The 21120-nt window shown below is 67.5% G+C and carries 19 protein-coding genes, 1 tRNA gene and 1 pseudogene; 6 read left to right on the forward strand and 15 right to left on the reverse strand.

The features are described from left to right. Positions 1-135 precede the first annotated feature (135 nt). Positions 136-279, forward strand: coding sequence for an MYXO-CTERM sorting domain-containing protein (locus tag QE454_RS17330; protein ID WP_373459423.1), 144 nt, complete (start codon positions 136-138; stop codon positions 277-279). 3974 nt (positions 280-4253) lie between these two features. Here the strand turns inward: QE454_RS17330 and QE454_RS17335 are convergent. Both QE454_RS17335 and QE454_RS17340 read right to left on the reverse strand, forming a co-directional pair. After that, positions 4254-5552, reverse strand: a pseudogene (locus QE454_RS17335) (AAA family ATPase); the annotation flags it as partial. Between the two features lie 305 nt (positions 5553-5857). Further along, the gene (locus tag QE454_RS17340; RefSeq protein ID WP_396652976.1) at positions 5858-6394 is read right to left on the reverse strand and encodes a DUF4238 domain-containing protein; all 537 of its coding nucleotides are present in this window, start codon (positions 6392-6394) and stop codon (positions 5858-5860) included. Between QE454_RS17340 and QE454_RS16025 the strand changes: the two genes are divergently transcribed. Continuing rightward, complete coding sequence (locus QE454_RS16025) at positions 6393-6779, forward strand: tyrosine-type recombinase/integrase (RefSeq protein WP_373459407.1); 387 nt, start codon at positions 6393-6395, stop codon at positions 6777-6779. The genes QE454_RS17340 and QE454_RS16025 overlap by 2 nt on opposite strands. A gap of 236 nt (positions 6780-7015) precedes the next feature. On the opposite strand, the gene QE454_RS16030 is transcribed toward QE454_RS16025, so the two are convergent. Beyond that, a tRNA-Pro gene (locus QE454_RS16030) sits at positions 7016-7089 on the reverse strand. A gap of 123 nt (positions 7090-7212) precedes the next feature. Between QE454_RS16030 and QE454_RS16035 the strand changes: the two genes are divergently transcribed. Together QE454_RS16035 and QE454_RS16040 are read left to right on the forward strand one after the other, a co-directional pair. Further along, positions 7213-7791 (forward strand): GNAT family N-acetyltransferase, encoded by a 579-nt coding sequence (locus QE454_RS16035; RefSeq protein WP_307459723.1) that lies wholly within the window; start codon positions 7213-7215, stop codon positions 7789-7791. A 42-nt stretch (positions 7792-7833) separates the two neighbouring features. Continuing rightward, on the forward strand, positions 7834-8217 hold the full coding sequence (locus QE454_RS16040) for an RNA-binding S4 domain-containing protein (protein WP_210076488.1): 384 nt from the start codon (positions 7834-7836) through the stop codon (positions 8215-8217). Positions 8218-8678: 461 nt separating this feature from the next. On the opposite strand, the gene QE454_RS16045 is transcribed toward QE454_RS16040, so the two are convergent. Then, positions 8679-9581 (reverse strand): NUDIX domain-containing protein, encoded by a 903-nt coding sequence (locus QE454_RS16045; RefSeq protein ID WP_210076490.1) that lies wholly within the window; start codon positions 9579-9581, stop codon positions 8679-8681. A 164-nt stretch (positions 9582-9745) separates the two neighbouring features. Here QE454_RS16045 and QE454_RS16050 point away from each other — a divergent pair, with 164 nt between their 5' ends. Next, positions 9746-10159, forward strand: coding sequence for a GNAT family N-acetyltransferase (locus QE454_RS16050; protein ID WP_307459717.1), 414 nt, complete (start codon positions 9746-9748; stop codon positions 10157-10159). 166 nt (positions 10160-10325) lie between these two features. Here the strand turns inward: QE454_RS16050 and QE454_RS16055 are convergent, their stop codons facing one another. The 11 genes from QE454_RS16055 to QE454_RS16105 form a co-directional block, all read right to left on the reverse strand. Beyond that, positions 10326-10763: a DUF805 domain-containing protein gene (locus QE454_RS16055; protein ID WP_307459713.1), complete on the reverse strand. Its 438-nt coding sequence runs from the start codon at positions 10761-10763 to the stop codon at positions 10326-10328. Positions 10764-11090: 327 nt separating this feature from the next. After that, positions 11091-12614 carry a ribosome biogenesis GTPase Der gene (gene der / locus QE454_RS16060; protein ID WP_210076496.1) on the reverse strand — a complete coding sequence of 508 codons (1524 nt, stop codon included), beginning with the start codon at positions 12612-12614 and terminating at the stop codon, positions 11091-11093. Beyond that, positions 12604-13347 (reverse strand): (d)CMP kinase, encoded by a 744-nt coding sequence (gene cmk, locus QE454_RS16065; protein ID WP_307459711.1) that lies wholly within the window; start codon positions 13345-13347, stop codon positions 12604-12606. The genes der and cmk overlap by 11 nt, the downstream gene beginning before the upstream one ends. Then, positions 13340-14473, reverse strand: a complete 1134-nt coding sequence (locus QE454_RS16070; RefSeq protein ID WP_307459708.1) for a prephenate dehydrogenase — start codon at positions 14471-14473, stop codon at positions 13340-13342. Before QE454_RS16070 ends, cmk begins: the two co-directional genes overlap by 8 nt. Positions 14474-14525: 52 nt before the next feature. Further along, positions 14526-15311 (reverse strand): pseudouridine synthase, encoded by a 786-nt coding sequence (locus tag QE454_RS16075; RefSeq protein ID WP_307459705.1) that lies wholly within the window; start codon positions 15309-15311, stop codon positions 14526-14528. Continuing rightward, complete coding sequence (gene scpB / locus QE454_RS16080; RefSeq protein ID WP_307459702.1) at positions 15308-15934, reverse strand: SMC-Scp complex subunit ScpB; 627 nt, start codon at positions 15932-15934, stop codon at positions 15308-15310. Before scpB ends, QE454_RS16075 begins: the two co-directional genes overlap by 4 nt. After that, positions 15924-16751 (reverse strand): ScpA family protein, encoded by an 828-nt coding sequence (locus tag QE454_RS16085; RefSeq protein WP_210076524.1) that lies wholly within the window; start codon positions 16749-16751, stop codon positions 15924-15926. The genes scpB and QE454_RS16085 overlap by 11 nt, the downstream gene beginning before the upstream one ends. Beyond that, positions 16643-17683: a ParA family protein gene (locus tag QE454_RS16090; RefSeq protein WP_309668758.1), complete on the reverse strand. Its 1041-nt coding sequence runs from the start codon at positions 17681-17683 to the stop codon at positions 16643-16645. The genes QE454_RS16085 and QE454_RS16090 overlap by 109 nt, the downstream gene beginning before the upstream one ends. Positions 17684-18102: 419 nt before the next feature. Next, a complete protein-coding gene (locus QE454_RS16095) occupies positions 18103-18912 on the reverse strand; it encodes a DUF4184 family protein (protein WP_210071842.1) in 810 nt (269 codons plus the stop codon). A gap of 1 nt (position 18913) precedes the next feature. Beyond that, positions 18914-20227, reverse strand: a complete 1314-nt coding sequence (gene tyrS, locus QE454_RS16100) for a tyrosine--tRNA ligase (RefSeq protein ID WP_307459699.1) — start codon at positions 20225-20227, stop codon at positions 18914-18916. Positions 20228-20410: 183 nt separating this feature from the next. Next, positions 20411-20752 carry a hypothetical protein gene (locus tag QE454_RS16105; protein ID WP_309668759.1) on the reverse strand — a complete coding sequence of 114 codons (342 nt, stop codon included), beginning with the start codon at positions 20750-20752 and terminating at the stop codon, positions 20411-20413. A 107-nt stretch (positions 20753-20859) separates the two neighbouring features. Between QE454_RS16105 and QE454_RS16110 the strand changes: the two genes are divergently transcribed. After that, positions 20860-21072 (forward strand): hypothetical protein, encoded by a 213-nt coding sequence (locus tag QE454_RS16110; RefSeq protein ID WP_309668760.1) that lies wholly within the window; start codon positions 20860-20862, stop codon positions 21070-21072. The last annotated feature ends 48 nt before the right edge of the window (positions 21073-21120 follow it).

Raw genomic sequence — 21120 nt, forward strand, 5'->3', positions numbered from 1 at the left:
GCGGCCGATTGCCAGACCGTCACCCATCCGTCAGCAGGTTCGAGGGCGGTCAGAAACTCGGATTCATGAACCCGGCTACTTCCTCGCGGTCCGGCAGTAGCCAATGAACCAGGGATCGAGCTTCGCTGATCTGTAATCCATCGCCCGTCGTGGCGTGCGACGTCGAAGTCGGCGAGCCATTCTAGGACGTCGGGCTGTTCTGCATCGGGGTCGCGGTACGGAACAACGGTCCTCATGAGTCTTCCGGCGATGGTAAGTGCCGCGTGGCGTTCCAGGTAGTAGTCGAGATCCTCAGCTTTAGGAATCTCCCACTTGTATCCGTAGGTTTCACCGTCCTCGTAAACACCTGCGGTCCGCCTCGGGTCCTCTAGACGTTTGCCCTTGCCTCGCCATCCCCATTCGTCGAGGATGAGCGTGCTAGCCGCATCGAGCACTTCTTGGTGTGTGATGGCGAGTGCCTTCGTTAGTCTTCCGAGGACATACTCGTCGAAGTCTGGATGGAATCGGTGCTCAGCGTATGGTGCGCCCTTCATCATTGGACCGGGCTGGGTGGGGCGGTGCCAGCTTTCGAGAGTCACCGGCTCTGCAAGCTTGGCCTTCCAGTCTGTCCCAACAGAACGGCCAATTGGTGCGGTGGTCAGTAGTGCAACTGATGAGCAGTGCCGTTGAATCGCGGCGTGGTCCGGATAGCGGTCGCTTAGTTCGATCACTGTGGACATGAGTGCGTCGACGGCAGAGGGATCGTCGCGTGCTACTCGCTCGACAGCGACCAGGAACCACTCTGCTGCGCTCATCTGGTAGTAGAGGAATCGTTCATCGGCGTACCCAGCTGCATCGCCCCGCGTGACTGCCGAGCCGAGCGCAATGATCACGTCGCTGACGCCGAGTTCGATGGCTGTACGCACTGCGTGTGCAGCCAGCCAACGAACTGCTGAGCGCGGGTCACCAAGTGCAGCCCAGAGGAAGTTTGCTATTGCGGTATCGATTGGGTCTGCTGGCGCCTGCCCGGAAGCTGTCCTGGGACTAATTCTGAGTTCTTCCTCGAAGGCGGCGAGCGCTTCGTCGAGCACGCGCGCAGCCGTGGAAGGGTCGAGGACTGCTGAAGCTCCAGCTGCGAGCATGTAGCAATGGTCGGCATCGGTCAACGCTTCCTCAAGATTCAGGTGGTCGAGGGCACGTTGGAGGAGATCGGTCGTGCGCACCTCCAAGAGGTCGGCCGCCGCAGGCAGGTCAAAACTCATCCAGTTGTGGTGAAGCAACCGGGCACCGTGTCGATCAACGTAGGTGCCGACCGCATTCTTCAGCGAATCGACGAACGATTGAGCCGTTCGAGGACGCACTAGGGCCGCGTTCAAGAGCTTGGCTAGCTCGTAGTCGCTGAGGGCATCAGAATCCAATGCGGCGTCCAGGATCGGGCCCCACTGAAGCTCTGGACGCGAAAAAGTTTCTGAGATGAAGAGACTGTCACTGTACGTACGAGCCTCTTGCTGAAGTCGAACCGCCACGTTCACGTCGCTTGTCCGAGTGAGGTCAAGTGCCGCGATCTGCGCTTTGCATTCGTCTATCTGAGCGGATCGTTCTGTTTGTTCGTCTGGCGTGAGATCCATGGTGGTGCTCCTGAACTCGTCAGGGTCCTTGGCACGAAGGGGGTCAGGAAGTGGGGACTGCCTGAACTCGGGATCGAGGGAGCGTCCAAGTCGGTTTGCGAGATTATCTACGGCAGACAGGGCCTTTGCGTTGAGGGCGCCGGATACGTCAAGTTCACGAAGCGCGGCGTCCAGGTCAGAGTTGGTCGAGAAGGGCGCCAAAACTATTCTGAGATCTGGCCGTCCCGCAAGCAGGGCACCATCCCCTTCAATTAGTCCCCTGAATTGCCAGTCGAGCGCCCCGAACCGGCGATCCCTCCACTGCCCGAGAATTCGCAGAACGTTGGCGCCCGAGACCCGCGCGAGTGCAGCGACGAGCTGCTGTTGGTTGAATCCGTCATACACAATCGGTTCCACGGCCTCGCCGAGGCGAGCGACGCGCTCAGCGAGGGTGAATGCGTCGAGGGGGTCGATGCCAGCAGCTGCCCGCGTGAGGGCAACTACTGCATCCCATCGATAAATCGCATCATCACCCACTCCGCTGGCAGCTTTCACAGCGTGGTCGAAGTAGCTTCCAGCTTCGGCCTCACTAAAGCGGTGCATTCCCCGAGCTATGCGCACGAGCGTTTCGGCCTTGCTGTCGGCCGTTTCAGCGGAACCCGTCAGGGCATGCCGTGCCGCGTTGGAGAGTTCGAGGACCGCCGACGCGAAACGGGCGTCGCCTCGCAGCCCTGAGATCAGGTCGAGCGCCCCGGCAATCGGAGCATTGGCAGAGAACGTCTGAATCGCTTGAATGCAAGCGACTGTCACCTCTTTTTCCTCGTAGGAAGAGCCGAGCATGGGCAAGATCTGCCGGGCGATTCGGAGGGCCATTGACCAGATGTCATCTTGTGACTGGCGTTTGGGGTAACTCGCGATCACTGCTGCCGCGGCTTGCGGATCGAGGTCACCGCGAGCGTATTTTGCCCAAGAACTGAGCCAGCTGATGGCGGGGCGCAGATAGCGATTGAGATCGTCGTCATTGGACTTCGCGGGGTCGTACTTTCCACGCTTCGCTGGAACTTTAAGGGGCCGGTAGTGCCCGACATCGAGTACCTCACCCATTAATTCGGCACGCAACGCGACCGCTAGGAGAAGACCCGATCGGCCTGAGCCGTGTCTGTCGCCGAGTCCAATAGGTAGCGATGGCGGCAGGCATTCGCGAAGTCGTTCTGCGGCCACTGTTGCGTCGGCAATCGAGTGACGCACCGCAAGCGCGCAAAGCCATGAAGCGCCCCGGAGCGCGGTATCTTCCGCATTCCGGTGATCGTATTCTTCGGCAGTGAGACGAGCACGGAATCGTTCCAGTACCGTCCACGCGCCGCCAACGACACTGGCATCTACGGTCATTCCAACGCGCTGCATCTCGCCAAAGACGCCAAGAATTAACGCAGGATGGGTGGAACTAACGATCAGGCCAGAAACGTCCTCCTCTGGGGCACATGAGATGAGCATCCGCGCAAGCGCTGCGCTCGATTCGAGGACAAATCGAGCTGGGCGCCAACCCGACAAGTAACGGACAGCCGCAGGAGGTCCATCCGTTCGAAGGATCGCAAGTGCGATGTGTGCCACTTGTTCTGGGGTGACATTCTCGTCGCGCGAGTACCGCTCTCTCGGCGAGCGTACCCAGGCAGCGATGGCGGAAGCTGCTTGCCGAGACCTGCTTCTGGCTGTGCTCGTACCTCCGGTGGAATGAGCAAGCATCGCCGCCTCGGCACCGAGCGTAGAGCCAGACCAACTTTGTGGGAGCTCTCGCGACGCGATCAGCTCACCAAGCACCCGGGCGTCCATCCGCGAACCCGCCAGGTCAGGGTTGTCTCTAATGATCGTGAACTGCCGCCCCTTCCCTGCGCGACCCGCTCCAGCGCGCATGGCCAACTGCACAATCGAATCCGGACGTCGTAACTGGACAGCTGCACGAAGACCGAACTCCACGCGTAGGTGCTCGACCTGGGTACGCTCGACGTCACTCGTTGAGGGCAGGGCATCATCCGTGGCAACGAGGGCGAGCAGTTCGTCGTGGAGATTTGCGCTCCAGAGAACCTCCGGCAGGGAAGACGCGGCGTAAGCAGAGGAGCCGCTCAGCGTGCGCAGCTGAGACGCGACTTGGGCCGCGACCTCAGGTGTGGCACGGTGCCGGGAGCGGAAGTACGTTTCCGTCGGTTCGTCGAGAAACTGGACGCTTTGCCCGCTCAGGATCAAGCCGCGACCTAGGTCGGATATGAAACTGCGGACGTTAGCAACCTGCGTACCGGCAAGTTCCGCAAGCACGCCCAACGGAACACTCGGACGCAATAACGTGAGGAGCTGGGCAGCACGTTCGAGTTCTGATCGCGATCTACCAGCGTTGTTGAAGACCTTGGTGACTTGCTCTTGCATGAGAGCGTCAAGCGGAGAAGTGCTGTCCGTAAACCCCGCGAGTCGACCGAGAGCCTCTTGAATCGTTTCGGTTTCAGAGAGCACCGTTGACACGACTCGCGGATTACCCGCGGTTCGATCGTGAATCTCTGCAACGTCCAGAGTCGTCGCCGATGGATGTGAAGTTGAAACGACCTTCGCCGTCTCTTCTAGTGCGAAGGCCGGTAGTTCGAACGTCGCCGTGCCCGCAGGAGCTTCAAGAAGATGAGCACGCTCTGGTCGACAAGTCAACACGATGTGAACGTTCGTCGGAATAGCGTCGTCTAGCCTCAGCAAGTCCCGCACGAATGCTCTAGATTCCGCGTTGTCCTCCGCGGCCATCACGGCGTTATCGGCGGCGTCTACCACTATCACTAGCTGGCGAGTTCCACTCTGAACGAGAATCTCGCTCGCAGCGTCGAGGCGACGAACGAAAGCCTTGGTGTACTCCTCGGGGGCGAGGTTGCCGGTGTGAACTATCGGGAGACCAAGCCCAATTCCCGCGATTTCAGTAGCAAGCTGAACTAGTCCGTCGCGGTGACGATGCCGCGTACGGTCTGGTCTGCGGTAGGACCCATTGCCGAAGCAATCGTAGATGATGACGTCGGCTCGACCTCGTAAAAGATCCGGTAGCGCCCGAGCGAACGTGCTCTTCCCCGCTCCGCCCTCAGCCGTTACGACTATCGAACCGGAAGATCCAAGAATCCGATCCGCGAGTTCAACATATGCGTCTCGCACAAAGAACGGTGCAGTCTCAAGCTGGCACGGCGCCGGTGCAAGCTCGTCCTCCCGACAACCGAAAGCAGTGAGGACATCTGCCTTCCGCATTGGGCCACTGGACTCAGTGCTCGCTCTTGAGGCGACAAGGTCAACAAGAGACGCGGACACGCGGAGGTCGGTGTCAGCGGTGAGTCCGCCGACTTCTCGGTCAAGCCCGCGTCGGAGAACGGCAACCCCGGGCTCACGGCCTCGGAGGTCGAGCCGTGAGCATAGAGACGCCGCATCATCGGCGCTGAGATTCGCTGCACTCGTCAGCTTGGCGGCTGACGACCCCACGGCAGTCGGCTGACCACTAGCCAAATCGCGCACAGCATTGACAGCGTCAGAGGAAATCGGCTTGTTCGTGACTATGGAGAAGCGAATCGTGGCCTGCGGGTACTGCATTCGCAATGTGTCGTCGAGCTGAGCAAACTTGCTGAGGATCTTGCAAACCTCGCCAAGGGTGACATTCTCGTTTGGGCGCAGGGTCGAGTGCTTGAACTGACGCACTTCCAGGGACGTAAAGTCTTCGTCTGTGGGTCCATAGAACTCAACAAGGTCTATGACCTCAGCACCGTCTGGCTCGGCGTCCGAAGGAGCGGAGCCGAGTCCCTCGATTGATACCTGCTGGAGATCGGTCGCGGGGCTCAGGAGCTTTAGCAGGCGGGCTGCAGCCCAGGTGTAGTGGAATCGGTCACCGTCACGTGACGCGCGTACTCGTTCTGTCCCAGTGGAACCGCTTCGAGTGGAAGCGCTCTTTGCCCTAGCCATACCTCAGTGCTCCGTACGGGACCAGCAGCGCCAACGTCTGCCGTGGTGACGAACAGTCACGAGGAGATTCGGTGACATCACCTGGTGGAAACCCCCTACCGGTGACCAGGTCACCTACTGTCCGTCCGACACGCACTCATTCTCTCGCATCCTCTCCATCGCTCTCGGGCGACACGCGCCAAGAGACCGGTGGCGTGCGATCTCCTCGGCCGCACCAACCGAGCCTGCGCGACTAGATCGCACACGACAGCTCATGATCGAGGCGATCCGCGGCGTATCACTGACCCACCACGAGAAGGTCTTATCTATTGGGCGGGCAGCCGTCGTTGGACCCAAAGCTCACGACTTGTACCTCCGTCTTCAGTGACGCTGACGAGTTGGTCGCGCCACGCCGTGCGCGGTGCCATCTGAAGGCCATCATGTAGACGGTCGTCGGGGTGGTGGATGACCCATCGGTGTGCTTGGCCTGCGATCTGGCGATTCACCACGCGGATCAGTTCGTCGCGGCCAGTAGCACTGGCAACCGAGGGGAGACCAAGCTTGTCAGGATCGACCTCGCGGTCACGCAACTGGAGTATCACTCTCGGGCTGAGAGGCAACCACACGATGCTTGCAGTCGCGTAACCAACGGGTGCATCACCGGGTGACCACCCGCACACTGGCTCGTCTGAAGTGAGGACGGGCTCGGTGTCGCTCAGGATCAGTGACCAAGTCATCTGGTGGGCCAGACGTTCTCCGAGTTCACCGAGAGCAAGCTTGATGCCCTCTTGGATCATCACCGCATCTGGTGCCACCAACCTGGGCCCGGACGGGCCGAGCATCTCAGCCCTAAAGATGCCCATGCTCGACGCCCTCGAATCGGTTCTCGAACGTCTCACCGCAGACAAGCAGCCCGACGACCCGCTCCTGCGGGGGCCACGCGGCGGAGTCCTCACCACAGCCACCGTCCGCGACGCTACCCACTGGGACGACCTCGTGGCAAAGCTCGGCTTCGACAACCTCACCCGCCACGGGCTCCGCCACACCGGAGCAACCTGGATGGCCGACGCCGGCATCGCTCTCCACGTGCTCCAAGAGATCCTCGGGCACCAGTCGATCGAGACCACCAAGGGCTACCTGCACCCCGACCACCGGCACCTGGCCGAAGCCGCCAGACAGGCCAACCAGTTCCTCTCCGCAGCACCCACCAGAAGGGACCCAGCCCGCCGCGACGGACCCCGCCTATGACCACCGCGGAACAGTCGCTCCGACCCTTCCAGAAGGGGCCGGAGCATCGGCCTGCCCGGATTCTGGTCCACCTCATGGGCACCTATTGGTGCACCTCACGGGCGACGAGCTCGAAAAAGGATTGGTCCACTTAGTCAGCGGAAGGCTGGAGCAGATCGAGAAAGTGGACCAGCCAGTGACCACATCCAGAAACGACGAAGCCCTGGTGAGAGTTTTCTCTCACCAGGGCTATTCTGTCGGGATGACAGGATTTGAACCTGCGACCCCTTGACCCCCAGTCAAGTGCGCTACCAAGCTGCGCCACATCCCGTTACCCGCGAGCGGGCAACTCCCCTATATTAGCCCCTCGCCGACTCCCCCGCGAACCAACGGCCACCCCGGGCGTGTGGGCACTCCCTTGTCGATGTCGGAGCCCCTCGCTACGGTCTCGGGCATGACGATCGAGATCCTCCCCGCCACCGGCGACCGCTTCGACGACGCAGAGACGGCGCTCGACAGCGGAGACGGTCCCGGGTGCCAGTGCCAGTGGTGGCTGCTCACGAACGCGGAGTTCCAGCAGAGCTCGCGCGACGACCTCACCACGCGCTTTCATGCCGAGATGCACGGTGATCGCTCGCCGGGGCTCATCGCCTACGTCGACGGCGAACCCGCGGGCTGGGTGCGCGTCTGCCCCCGCGTCGACCAGGCCCGCCTCCTCCGCACCCGCGACGTCACGGTCGCGACAGAGGAGCCCCTCGACGCCGACGACGTCTGGTCGGTCTCGTGCTTCGTGGTCCGCACGGCGCACCGAGGCACGGGCTTGATGAAGAAGCTCCTGGATGCCGCGGTCTCCACCGCCCGCGCGGCCGACGCCCGCGTCGTCGAGGCGTATCCCCTCGACCCCACCGTCACGAAACGCTCGGCCAACCAGCTCTATCGCGGCACGGTGTCGATGTTCGAGCAGGCGGGTTTCGACGTCGTCGATCGCCCCAAACCCGACCGCGCGCTCGTCGCGCTGACTCTCCACGACTGACCGCCCGACCTACGATGGAGGTTCACCGACGAAAGACCCGACATGACGGATGCCATGACCACCGCCCGCGTCGACGCGTGGCTCTGGGCGGTGCGCGTCTACAAGACCCGGTCTGCGGCGACCACCGCGTGCCGCGCGGGGCACGTTCGGGTCAACGGGGAACGCGCCAAAGCGGCGCAGCCCGTACGTCCGGGCGACGAATTGCGCGTGCGGATCCAGGGCTTCGACCGGATCCTTGTCGTGAAGAAGACGATCGCGAAGCGTGTCGGGGCGGCCCTCGTCGCCGAGTCCGTCGACGACCGCACTCCCCCACCGCCCTCGAAAGAGAGCATGCCGTTCGTGCCGGTACGCGATCGCGGCGCCGGACGCCCCACCAAGCGCGATCGCCGCGACATCGAGAAGCTCCGCGGCCGCGATCCCGACTGACCGCGCGTCACAGCCTCGGCAATCCGCAGAACCTCAGCCGACCCCTCCCCCGCCAACTGACCTCGCGCGAATCTCAGACCCTGTGCACGCCCCGCCCCGCACGCCCCGCACAACCTCCACAATCCGCACAACCTCAGCCGACCCCCGGCCCCGCCAACTGACCTCGCGCGAATCTCAGACCCTGTGCACGCCCCGCCCCGCACGCCCCGCACAACCTCCACAATCCGCACAACCTCAGTCGACCCCTTCCCCGCCAACTGACCTCGCGCGAATCTCAGACCCTGTACAGGCGCCGCCCCCGCACGCCCCGCACAACCTCCACAATCCGCACAACCTCAGTCGACCCCCGGCCCCGCCAACTGACCTCGCGCGAATCGCCGACCCAGCGACACCGCTGACCAAACGACACCGCTGCCCACTCGACGCACGCACGACGTCGGACCGGTGACGCCCCGCAGCCGTCAGTCCAGCTGATCCAACAACCAGCGCGCACCGCGCACTCTCGCCCCGAGCTCGACGACGCGCGCCGACAGCTCGCGGTCGCTCGTCACGACGACCACGGGGCGGAACGCCGCCACGACCTCGCGCACGACCGCGACGATCTCGTCGTCGCCCTCACCCGGCGCGTGCCGCACCTCGACCGGGGGTGCCACCGGCTCGGCAGACCGCGCCTGGCCCTCCAGCACCGCCGTGACCACCGGGAACCAGCGCGTCGCGGACAGCCCGAGCGCCTCGGCATCCACTCCCCGCTCCGCCAGCCGCGAGACCTTTCTCACCAGGCGGGTCGCGGCGCCGGCGCGATCCTTCCACCACCCGTCGGGAACCGAACCCATGACGTTGGCCACGTCGACGACGATCGCCGGCCGCGCGGTCAGCGCTTGGCGCAGGGCCGGCCACGAGGCGGCGAACCCGGGGTGCAGCGGCAGGGAATCGACGTCGTCGACGGCGACCCACTCCAGGGCGACGCTCTCGGGATCGCTGATCACGGGCTCGAACGGCGTTGTCACGTCGGCGACCAGGGTCGAGTATGACCAGATGCCGAGGTCGAGCACGCTCTCGAAGCGCGCGCTCACGGCATCCGCCGGCACCCCCGCTTCTTCGCCCGATTCGCGCAGGGCGCCGTCTCGAGCGGATTCGCCCTCGTGCCGCGCGCCTCCCGGCAGGGCCCAGGTATTGCCGAAGTGGCTCCACGAGACGCGATGCTGCAGCAGCACTCCGCGCTCGGGGTCGAGGGCGAGCAGCCCCGCGGCGCCGAAACGACCCCAGTACTTCTCGCCCGTGGGCGCGACGACCCAGGCGTCGCCGGGGTCGCGGGGTCCGTGCGGACGCCGCGGCTCGCCGGGGGCAGGGGGCTCGATCGTCATCGGCTCCAGCCTGGCACACACACGACCGACGGTCCCCGCCCAGCGTCACGAGACGCCATGAGATCGCCCGCGCCGCCGCGCAGTTCGCGCCGAGAATCGCAATATGACGGCCGCTCCTCGCCCGCGGGGAAGTCGGAACCGCCTCGAGTTGCCACAATCGTCGGATGGAGTACGAATTCGACGACGACCCCGAACGGGTCGACCGCGACGCGGTCTGGCAGTGGCTGAGCACCGAGGCGTACTGGGGGCGCTGGCGCACCCGAGCCGACGTCGAGGCCCAGCTCGACAGCGCGTGGCGCGTCGTCGCCGCCTATCGCCGCGACACGGGCGACTTGGTCGGCTTCGCGCGGGCGATCTCCGACGGCGTCGGATTCGCCTACCTGGCCGACGTGTTCGTGGTCGACGGGCACCGGGGCCACGGCCTCGGCAAGGGCCTGGTCTCGCTCATGATCGATGAGGGCCCCGGCCCCCACTTCCGATGGACGCTCTTCACCAGCGACGCGCACGGCCTCTACCGCCAGTTCGGTTTCGCCGAGCCCGACCAGACGGCTCTCGTCCGCCCCGCGGCGCCCCTCTGAGACACCGGATGCCGGCTCCCCCCGCCGACACGCCATCCCGCTGTCACGTCGGTCACCGCCCGTCATCCCCCACCGCTGAGGCCCGCGCGCGAGTGGAGCGACGGGGCCACGGCATCCGGAACGACGAGCGCCCGACCCATCGGGTCGGGGCGCTCGCTCGGATGTCTCAGGCGTCGAAGCGCGCGCCCTCCGGCCGCGGCCCCTGGAGCGTGAAGACGAAGAGAACCAGGACGCCGATGAGCGGCACCACCCCGATGAACACCCAGAAGCCGCTGCGACCGGTGTCGTGCAGGCGCCGCACGAGCACCGCGAACGTCGGCACGATCGTTGCGAGGGCCCAGACGAGCCAGATCGCCCCGAGGATCACCCCGAGCGGTCCGGTGATGGTCGTCGAGCCATCGGCTTCGATACGGATGCCATCGGTCAGCGTGGGGAGCGCATTCAGCACCGTGCCCACGACGGCGGCGGTCAGCACCCACCACCAGTACTCGCTGCGGCTCGCGCGCCCACGGAAGGTGGCGTACTTCGCGAAGACGCGGCGGACCGCAGCGCCCAGCGGCGCGCCGTAATACGGCTGGTCGAGCGGCGGGGCGGCGGCGGTCATGGGGTCTCCCGGCGTCAGTGGAGGGCGGATGCCACGGCGTCGCCGTCGCGAGAGCACTGTATCGACCACCCGATCCGGCCCGACCCCGCTTGCGCTCATGCCCGTCCGTGCCTCGCGGCACCCACCGCGCGCGAGACGGCATCTCGCTGACACACCCGCGTCAGCCTGCAACCGGCTCGTCAGCGAGTTGCAGTCTCGCGCGAAATCCGGGCCCGCAGACCCCTCGCACGCACGCCGCCGCCGCGCCGCCGTGCGCGCGAGGCACACGCCCCAGCACGCGAAAGCGCCCCGACCCCCACGTGGGGATCGGGGCGCTCGCTGCGCGCCTCAGCGCTGGCGCTTCTCGCGAATACGCATGTTGAGCACGATCGGCGTGCCCTCGAAGCCGTAGATCTCGCGCAGGCGCCGCTGGATGAACCGGCGGTAGCCCGGGTCGAGGAATCCGGTCGTGAACAGCACGAATGTCGGCGGACGCGTCGCCGCCTGCGTGCCGAACAGGATGCGCGGCTGCTTGCCACCGCGCAGCGGGTGCGGGTGCTCGGCGACGAGCTCCGACAAGAAGGCGTTGAACTTTCCGGTCGGGATGCGGGTGTCCCACGACTCGAGCGCCTGCTCGAGGGCCGGCACGAGCTTGTCGAGGTGGCGACCGGTGCGGGCCGAGATGTTCACGCGCGGGGCCCAGGCGACGTGCGCGAGGTCCTGCTCGATCTCGCGCTCGAGGTAGCGGCGACGGTCCTGGTTCTCCATGTCGTCGTCGTTGAGGCGATCCCACTTGTTGAACGCCAGCACGAGCGCGCGACCCGACTCGAGCACGAGGTCGATGATGTTGAGATCCTGCACGCTGATGGGCTGCGACACGTCGATGACGACGACCGCGACCTCGGACTTCTCCAGCGCCGTCGAGGTGCGCAGTGACGCGTAGAAGTCGGCGCCCTGCGACAGGTGCACGCGGCGACGGATGCCGGCGGTGTCCACCAGCGTCCAGAGCTTGCCACCGAGCTCAACGACCTCGTCGACGGGGTCGCGGGTGGTGCCGGCGAGCTCGTTGACGACGACGCGCTCTTCGCCGGCCGCCTTGTTGAGGAGAGACGACTTGCCGACGTTCGGGCGACCGAGGATCGCGACGCGGCGAGGTCCGCCGATCTCGTATCGGGCGACCGCCGACACGTCGGGCAGTACCTTCATGATCTCGTCGAGCAGGTCGGCCACGCCGCGGCCGTGGATCGCCGAGACGGGGTGCGGCTCGCCGAGTCCGAGGTTCCACAGGGCGGCGGCCTCGGGCTCGTGGCGGGCGTCGTCGACCTTGTTCGCGATGAGGAAGACCGGCTTGCCGCTCTTGCGCAGCAGCTTCACGACGTGCTCGTCGGTCGAGGTCGCTCCCACCGTGGCATCCACCACGAACAGGACGATGTCGGCGAGATCGATCGCGACCTCGGCTTGCGCTGCGACCGAGCGGTCGATGCCCTTCGCGTCGGGCTCCCAGCCGCCGGTGTCGACCAGCGAGAAGCGCCGGTCGAGCCACTCGGCCTTGTAGGTCACGCGGTCGCGGGTGACACCGGGGGTGTCCTCGACCACGGCCTCGCGGCGGCCGAGGATGCGGTTCACCAGCGCCGACTTGCCCACGTTCGGGCGGCCGACGATCGCGACCACCGGCAGCGCCGGCAGGAACTCGATCGCTCCCTCGCCCGAGGCGAGACCGGCGAGCAGCGCCGCGTCTTCCTCGTCGAGGTCGAAGTCCTCGAGGCCCGCGCGCAACGCTTCGGCCCGCTGTTCGGCGAGCACCTCGTCGAGCTGCTCCATCTTCTCGGCGAGCTGGTCGGGCCCGCCCTCGTACTCGTCTTCAACGCCCATCGCGGGCTCCCATCGTGGAGTCGACGACGCTCAACACGGCGTCGACGGTCTGTTCGAAATCAAGGTGGGTCGAATCGACGACCTGCACGCCGGGGGCGGCGGTGAGGAAGTCGACGACCGTGGAATCAGCGGCGTCGCGCTGGTGGAGGGCTGCGGCGACCTTCGCGGCATCCTGATCCGTCAGCTCCGCACTGCGGCGCGCGGCGCGCACCTCGGGAGCGGCGGTGAGGAGGATGCGCACGGGGGCGTCGGGGAACACGACCGTGGTGATGTCGCGGCCTTCGACCACGACGCCCGGAAGAGCAGCGGATGCCACGAGCCGGCGGAACAGCTCGTTCACCGCGTGGCGCACCGCGGGAACGCGGGCCACGCCGCTCACGGCATCGGTCACGCGGGGTTCGCGGATGGCGGCGGTGACGTCGGTGCCGCCGACGCGTACCCAGCGATCGGTGGGGTCGAGCGAGATCGCGTAGTCGAAGTCGCCGAAGACCTCGAGCACCGCCGTGGCGTCGGAGGTGTCGGCCTCGTGCGCGAGGGCGTGCCAGGCGAGGGCGCGGTAGGCGGCACCGGTGTCGAGGAAGCCGTACCCGAGACGGGTGGCGGCGGCCTTGGACACGCTGGACTTGCCGCTGCCGGCGGGACCGTCGATCGCGATGACCGCGGGGGCGGATGCCGAACCCTCGGCGGGCGCGGCGAGACCGGGCCGGAAGAGGGCGGAGGTGGGATCAGTCATGGGTGGTGCTCGCAATCCGCCAACCGCGCTGCTGGAGGCCGTCGACGGCGCGGCGGACCGCGTCGGGGACGACGCTGATCTCGGCCAGGCCGAACGGGGCTCCGGGCGAGTGCTCGAGGCGTAGGTCTTCGACGTTGACGTCGAGGTCGCCGAGCTCGCCGAACAGGCGCCCCAGCTGGCCGGAGGTGTCGTCGACCATGACGACGAAGGTATCGAAACGGCGATTCTGGCCGTGCTTGCCCGGCAGGCGCTCCACGCCCTCGTTGCCGCGGCGAATGGTGTCGGCGACCGCGCGACGTGCACCGGGCACCTCGGGATCGCGCAGGGCCCCGGCGACAGCGGTGAGGTCGGCGGCGAGCTGATCGAGCACCTCGACGACGGGCGCCGCGTTCGCCCCGAGGATCTGCACCCACAGTTCCGGTGCGGAGGCCGCGATGCGCGTCGTGTCGCGCACGCCCTGACCCGCGAGACGCAGCGAACCGTCGGGGGCCTCGACGAAGCGCCCGGCGAGAAGGCTCGCCACGAGCTGCGGAACGTGCGACATGAGCGCGACGGACTCGTCGTGCTCCTCCGGCGTCATCTCGATCAGGGTCGCGCCGAGATCGAGAGCGAGGCCCTCGACCAGGGAGAGATCGTGCGCGGAGGTCTCGCCGTCGCGGCAGACCACCCACGGGCGCCCCACGAAGATATCGGCGCGGGCCGAGATGGCTCCGCCGCGCTCACGACCGGCCATGGGGTGCGAGCCGATGTAGTGGGTGAGGTCGACGCCACGTTCACGCAGCGTGCGCAGCGGCTCGAGCTTCACGCTCGCGACGTCGGTGACCACGGCATCCGGGAATGTCTCGAGCTCGCGCTGCACGACGTCGGCCGTGACATCGGGCGGAACAGCCACCACGATCAGCGCGGGCCTGTCGTCGGGGCGTTCGGCCCGACCGGCACCGTAGTCGATGGCGAGCCGCAGCTGCGACGGCGACGCGTCCACGAGCACGACGTCGACACCGCGGGCGGTGAGCGCGTGGCCGATGCTGGCTCCCAGCAGCCCCGAGCCGACGATGCGGACGGTGCCGCTCGTACGGGTCGCCAAAGGCCCGGCCGCGCGCGCGGACGTTCCGTTGACTTCGCTCATCGGGTCTCCTGCCCTGGGCGGCGCCGCTGGCACCGCGAAGCGCCCGAGAGGCTCACTCCGCCGGATCGGCCGGAGCGCTGTCGTCCTGGCGGGACAGCGTGAGCAGGGCACCGCGTTCTACTGTAGTCAACTCGCGGGCCTTGCCCACCGGGAGAGTTCCCAGGTGGAGCGGTCCGAACTGCCGCCGGACCAACTCGATGACCGGGTGACCGACCGCAGCCATCATGCGGCGGACGATCCGGTTCTTGCCCGAGTGCAGGGTCAGCTCGACCAGGCTCTCACCGCGGGAGGCGTCGAGCAGGCGCGCCTTGTCGGCGACGATCCGCCCGTCTTCGAGGTCGACGCCCTTGATGAGGCGTTGGATCGTCTGGGGAAGTACCTGCCCCTCGACCTTGGCGATGTACACCTTGGTCACCCCGAACGAGGGGTGCGCGAGCACGTGCGCGAGGTCGCCGTCGTTGGTGAGGACGAGAAGACCGCTCGTATCGGCATCCAGTCGTCCGACGTTGTAGAGGCGCTCGTCCCAGTCCTTCGTGTACTGGCGCAGATCGGGGCGGCCGCGGTCGTCGCTCATCGAGCTGACGACGCCGGTGGGCTTGTTGAGGATGACGTAGCGCTTGGACTCGTCGAGCTGGATGGCCGTACCGTCCACGTCGACGAGGTCGGTCTCGGGGTGGATGCGGCGGCCGAGCTCGGTGACGACGACGCCGTTCACTCGCACGCGTCCCTCGACGATCATCTGCTCGGCGACGCGGCGCGAGGCCACTCCCCTGTTCGCCAGCACCTTCTGCAGGCGGATGCCGTCGTCGCTTGCGGCTCCCGTCGAATCGTCGCTCATTTCAATACCTCTCCGTCGAATCCGTCCGAGCCGTCGTCGAGCAACGGCGAGATGTGCGGCAGCTCGTCGAGCGAGTTGATGCCGAGGTTGACCAGCAACTGGTCGGTCGTTCCGTAGTGGATCGCGCCCGTGTCGGAGTCGGTGAAGACCTCCGTGATGAGTCCGCGCGACAGCAGCGTGCGCACCACGGAGTCCACGTTCACCGCGCGGATGGATGCCACCTGCCCGCGCGTGACGGGCTGCTTGTACGCGATGACGGCCAGGGTCTCGAGCGCCGCCTGCGACAGGCGCGAGGGCGCCTGGGTGTTCACGAACTCGCCGACGACGTCGTCGTACTCTTCGCGCACGTAGAGGCGCCAGCCGCCGCCGACCTCGCGCAGCTCGAAGCCGCGGACCGGTCCCCCGGTCTGTCCGTCGTAGTCGGCGACGAGCGCCTCGACGGCCTGGCGGACGGCCGGGACGGGCGCGCCCACGGCGGCGGCGAGGCTCACAAGGCTCTGCGGCTCGTCGAGGACCAGCAGGATCGCCTCGAGGCGACGGGCGACGGATGCCGGGTCGCTCGGGCGCGGAGCCGGAGCGGCGTCGGTGAGCTGTGGCGACGGGGACATGGCGTCATCGGTCATAGTCGGCTCCCAGGGCGGCGAGGTTCTCTTCCGACCACCTCTCGGCGGTCCAGCGGAGTGTCAGCTCCCCCAGCGGTTCGAGCTGCTCGAACGACAGCGCCGCGTGGCGGTACAGCTCGAGGATCGACAGGAACCGAGCGACGACGACCCCGGTCTCGGTGACGCCGGCGACGAGGTCGCGGAAGTTCAGTGTTCCCGCCGACCGCAGCAGCGTCACCACGATCGCGGCCTGCTCGCGGATGCTCACGAGGGGCGCGTGCAGGTGGTCGAGACCCACCGTGGGGATCTGCTTGGGCGCGAAGGCGACGACGGCCAGCGCGGCGAAATCGTCGGCGCTGAGAGTCCACTTCAACTCGGGCACCGCGCTGCGGTACTTCTCGTCGAGCCGCACATTGCGCGTGTGCCGTTTGTCCTCGCGCTGCAGGCACCGGGCGAACCACGCCGACACCTCCTTGAAGGCGCGGTACTGCAGCAGGCGCGCGAACAGCAGGTCGCGAGCTTCGAGGAGCGCCACCGACTCGGCATCGACCAGCTCCCCCTGCGGGAGGAGACCGGCGATCTTCATGTCGAGGAGGGTCGCGGCGACGACGAGGAACTCGGAGGCCTCGTCGAGGTCGCTCTCCGGGCCCATCTCGCGCAGGTACGCGATGAACTCGTCGGTGACGCGGCTCAGTGCGACCTCGGTGATGTCGAGCTCGGCGCGAGAGATCAGGGTGAGCAGCAGGTCGAAGGGTCCGTCGAAAACGGGGAGGGTGACACGGAAGCCGGGGGCATCGGGGGTTCCAGACCCGTCGACGGCCTCGAGGACCGATGGCACCGCGAGGCCGGTGCCGGCGGGGGTGTCGTCAGGCGACGGGCGCCACGGGCGACCAGCTCCCGCGCCAACCGCAGGTAGGCCTGGGCGGCTGCGTGCTCGGGAGCGAACTCGGTGATCGGCATGCCCGAGACCGAGGCATCCGGGAACTTCACCGTGCGACCGATGACCGTCTCGAGGACGTCGTCGCCGAAGGCCTCGACCACGCGCTCGAGCACCTCGCGCGAGTGGAGCGTGCGGGGGTCGTACATCGTGGCGAGGACGCCGTCGAGCTCGATCGCCGGGTTGAGGCGGTCGCGCACCTTGTCGATGGTCTCCACGAGCAGGGCGACACCGCGGAGGGCGAAGAACTCGCACTCGAGCGGGATCAGCACGCCGTGCGCGGCGGTCAGGGCGTTGACGGTCAGCAGACCGAGCGAGGGCTGGCAGTCGATGAGGATGACGTCGTAGTCCGCCGCGACCTTGCGCAGCACCCGGGCGAGGATGGTCTCACGCGCGACCTCGTTGACGAGGTGCACCTCGGCGGCCGAGAGGTCGATGTTCGCGGGGAGGATGTCGAGACCGTCGACGCGCGTCGAGACGATGACCTCGCGGGGGTCGCGCTTGGTGTCGAGCAGCAGGTCGTAGATGGTCGGCACATCGTGCGTCTGGATGCCCAGGCCCGCCGACAGCGCGCCCTGCGGGTCGAAGTCGATCGCGAGAACGCGACGGCCGTAGCCCGCGAGCGAGGCCGCCAGGTTGATCGTGGTCGTCGTCTTGCCGACGCCGCCCTTCTGGTTGCAGAGGGCGATGATGCGAGCCGGGCCGTGGCTGTCGAGCGGCTTCGGGGTGGGGAACCCCTGGTAGGGGCGACCGGTGGGTCCGAGGATGACCTCGTCTGCGCCCGTCTTCTGGCCCTTTGTGCTCGCCGACACCGAGTCTCCCGCCTTCGTCATAACGTCCCCGAGTCTAGCCGCCGCCCGCCGCCGAGCCCGTGTGACCCGCGGGTGGTCGCCGCCTCGGCACACGGCATCCATCCGCCCCGCACAACCTCCGTGATTCGCACGACCTCCGCGCGAGAGGACCACGTCCCACTGAGTCTGCGCGAATCCCCGACCTCGCGCGCGCCGCACCCCGGCCCGCGGTCCCCGCACCTGTCGCAGGACCGCAACCCGTCGCACAACCTCCGTGATTCGTACACCCTCCGCGCGAGAGGACCACGTCCCACTGAGTCTGCGCGAATCCCCGACCTCGCGCGCGCCGCACCCCGGCCCGCGGTCCCCGCACCTGTCGCAGGACCGCAACCCGTCGCACAACCTCCGTGATTCGTACACCCTCCGCGCGAAAGGCCCGCATCCCACTGAGGCTGCGCGAATCACCGACCGTGCGCCGAAGCCCGCTTCGCGTCGACCGCCCGCGCGCGCCGCACCTGCACGACCACCGCCAGCGCGAGCGTCAGCGCCGCCCAGGCCGCGGCGACCTTCGTCAGCACGCCGTAGATGAGGTGCGTGGGCGTGTAGTCCGCGCCGAACCCGCCCTGCACCGCGAGCGCGACGAGCGCGGCACCGACCAGCGCGACCGGGAGCGAGAGCCACCACGCCGCGCGGGCGGCATCCGGGATCACCCTCCGCACCGGGTGCGGCGCGTGCCGCGACAGCCACACGAGAGCGAAGATCGCGAGCACGAGCAGGCCGAACGCACTCGACGCATGCTGCAGCCACTTTGCGCCCGTGAACATCCCCCACTGCCCCGAGAGCGCCGGGAACAGTTGCTCCCCCACCCGGCCTTCGTGCGTGAACAGGTCCCACGCGATGTGAGAGACGACGCCCAGCGCGAGCGAGACGACGAGCCACAGGATGCCGACGACTCCCCCGCCCACGCTCTCGCGCAGCGCCGTGCGGGCACCGGCATCCCACTCCGCCGGCAGGCGCTCCGCGACCGCGCGCGGCAGCAGCTCCCGGGTCGCCGGTCGCAGCACGCACCGCCACACGAGCAGGAGCACGAACGCCACCACGACGGTGATCGGCACCCACGCGAAATCGTGCGTGAGTCCGTAGCCGGGCCACATCCCGCGGACGAAGAGCGGCAGATCCGGAGTCATCGCCCCGATCGCGATCGCCGCCGGAACCAGCCGCGTGCGCAGGAAGGGCAGCGCGACGACGGCGTGGCTCGGCGTGAACGGCATGTCAGCTCAGGAACAGCCCGGCGAGCGTCTTCTTGCCGCGACGGAGCACCGAGACACCGCCGGGGAGCGCGCCCCCGACGACCGCCTCGTCGCTCGTGACCTTCTCGCCGTCGAGCGAGACACCGCCCTGCGAGATCGCTCGTCGCGCTTCGCTGAAGCTCGCGCACAGCCCCGTGGCGGTGAGCGCTTCGACGACGGTGGATCCGGCGGCGACGGTCGCGTGGGGCAGTTCCTCGAGCGCACTGCGCAGCACGGCGGCGTCGAGCACGGTCACATCACCCTGCCCGAACAGCGCCTCGGTCGCGGCGATGACGGCCTCGGTCGCCTCGACGCCGTGCACGGTCGTCAGCACCTCACGAGCGAGACGCTTCTGCGCCGCACGACGGAACGGCTCCGTCTCGACGAGGGTCTCGTACTCCTCGATCTCGGCGCGCGTGAGGAACGTGAACACCCTGAGGCGCTCGATCACGTCGCGGTCGTCGGTGTTGAGCCAGAACTGGTACATGACCCACGGACTGCACATCTCGGCATCGAGCCAGATGGCGTTGCCCTCGCTCTTGCCGAACTTCGTGCCGTCGCTGTTGGTGATCAGCGGCGTGCCGATGGCGTGAACCGAGACCCCCTCGACGCGGCGAACGAGATCGGTGCCGCTGGTGAGGTTGCCCCACTGGTCGCTGCCACCGGTCTGCAGCACGCAGTCGTACTGGCGGTGCAGCTCGAGGTAGTCGAGCCCCTGCAGGATCTGGTAGCTGAACTCGGTGTAGCTGATGCCCGCCTCGGAGTGCAGGCGCGCGCTCACGGCGTCCTTCTTGAGCATCGTGCCGACGCGGAAGTACTTGCCGATGTCGCGCAGGAAGTCGATGGCGCTGAGCGGCGCGGTCCAATCGAGGTTGTTCACGATGCGCGCGGAGTTCTCGCCCTCGAAGCTGAGGAAGCGCTCGACCTGGCCGCGCAGCAGGCCCACCCACTCCTCGACGGTCTCGCGCGTGTTGAGCGTGCGCTCGGCCGTCGGGCGAGGATCGCCGATCAGGCCCGTCGACCCGCCGACGAGCCCGAGCGGGCGGTGCCCGGCGAGCTGCAACCGGCGCATGGTGAGCAGCTGCACGAGGTTGCCCAGGTGCAGGCTCGGGGCGGTCGGGTCGAAGCCGCAGTAGAACGTGATGGGGTCGCCACCGAGGAGTTCGCGCAGCTCGCCCTCATCGGTCGAGACGTGCACCAGACCGCGATACACCAGCTCGTCCCAGACGTTGTCGAAGGTCGGGTCGTTGGCGGGGGCGAGGGCGCTCACGGGCGCCGCGTCGGTGGAGGCAGACACCGGTTCAGGCTATCAGCGGGGGTGTCCGAGTCCGGATGCCATCGCCCGGGCGCTCAGCGGGTCGCGGCGGAGACTGGCCGGCGGCGGTCGGCTCAGCGGGAAGAAGCAGCGTTCTCGAAGCCGTCTCCCCCGGTGATGACCATCGACCGTGTCGGCCTCAGTCGGTGTCCCTCGCGCGACGTGTCAGTGCGCGTGCACGCCCCACCACACGAGGAATGCGACCGCGAGCGAGGTGACCCAGCTCACGAGGCTGCCGATGAGGAAGTACTCGGCGCGGTCTCCGTCGTCGCGGTCGCGCGAGATCTCGGGGAATCGCACGATTCCCTTCGCCGCGAGCACCGCGGCGAGCAGCGTGTACGCCCCGGTCAGCGTCAGCACGAAGACGAGGATGCGCTCGAGCGGCCCGATGAGTCGACCGCCTCTGAGGGTCGGCACCGCGTCGCGTTCGGGATCGGCCGCGCGCCCGCCCATCTCGGACCGCAACGCGATGCGCACCACCGCGTTGCCCGACTCCAGCAGGAACACCAGAGAGCCGATGACGAGGACGGCGACGTCGATCGACCGCCGACGCCCCCGGCCGATAGGCGGCCCACGCCTCGCCGAGCAGGCCCGGCCGCTCGCGCCCCGGCGCGATGACCACGCACGCCGCGGCGGCGAGCGCGAGCAGGGCGACCGGCCACAGCCCCGCTCGAGCGGGACCGTCTTCGGGCACGACCCACGTCCAGATGGCGGCGACGGCGACGGCGAGGAGTCCGGCGATCACGGCATCCAGTCCCGCCGAGACGATGACGAGAGCGAGGGATGCCACGGCGAAGGCGAGCCAGCGCCGCGTGCGGATCATCTGACGGATGAGGTCGACCGCGCCCACCGCGAGCAGGAGAAGGCCGGCGGCG

Origin of the sequence: Microbacterium sp. SORGH_AS_0454, assembly GCF_031453395.1 — a bacterium.
Taxonomy (GTDB): domain Bacteria; phylum Actinomycetota; class Actinomycetes; order Actinomycetales; family Microbacteriaceae; genus Microbacterium.

Coding starts and splice junctions, on each gene's coding strand:
- QE454_RS16025 (WP_373459407.1), top strand. CDS start 6,393: ATGCTCGACGCCCTCGAATCGGTTCTCGAACGTCTCACCGCAGACAAG.
- QE454_RS17340 (WP_396652976.1), bottom strand. CDS start 6,394: ATGGGCATCTTTAGGGCTGAGATGCTCGGCCCGTCCGGGCCCAGGTTG.
- QE454_RS16035 (WP_307459723.1), top strand. CDS start 7,213: ATGACGATCGAGATCCTCCCCGCCACCGGCGACCGCTTCGACGACGCA.
- QE454_RS16040 (WP_210076488.1), top strand. CDS start 7,834: ATGACGGATGCCATGACCACCGCCCGCGTCGACGCGTGGCTCTGGGCG.
- QE454_RS16045 (WP_210076490.1), bottom strand. CDS start 9,581: ATGACGATCGAGCCCCCTGCCCCCGGCGAGCCGCGGCGTCCGCACGGA.
- QE454_RS16050 (WP_307459717.1), top strand. CDS start 9,746: ATGGAGTACGAATTCGACGACGACCCCGAACGGGTCGACCGCGACGCG.
- QE454_RS16055 (WP_307459713.1), bottom strand. CDS start 10,763: ATGACCGCCGCCGCCCCGCCGCTCGACCAGCCGTATTACGGCGCGCCG.
- der (WP_210076496.1), bottom strand. CDS start 12,614: ATGGGCGTTGAAGACGAGTACGAGGGCGGGCCCGACCAGCTCGCCGAG.
- cmk (WP_307459711.1), bottom strand. CDS start 13,347: ATGACTGATCCCACCTCCGCCCTCTTCCGGCCCGGTCTCGCCGCGCCC.
- QE454_RS16070 (WP_307459708.1), bottom strand. CDS start 14,473: ATGAGCGAAGTCAACGGAACGTCCGCGCGCGCGGCCGGGCCTTTGGCG.
- QE454_RS16075 (WP_307459705.1), bottom strand. CDS start 15,311: ATGAGCGACGATTCGACGGGAGCCGCAAGCGACGACGGCATCCGCCTG.
- scpB (WP_307459702.1), bottom strand. CDS start 15,934: ATGACCGATGACGCCATGTCCCCGTCGCCACAGCTCACCGACGCCGCT.
- QE454_RS16090 (WP_309668758.1), bottom strand. CDS start 17,683: ATGACGAAGGCGGGAGACTCGGTGTCGGCGAGCACAAAGGGCCAGAAG.
- QE454_RS16095 (WP_210071842.1), bottom strand. CDS start 18,912: ATGCCGTTCACGCCGAGCCACGCCGTCGTCGCGCTGCCCTTCCTGCGC.
- QE454_RS16110 (WP_309668760.1), top strand. CDS start 20,860: ATGACCACGCACGCCGCGGCGGCGAGCGCGAGCAGGGCGACCGGCCAC.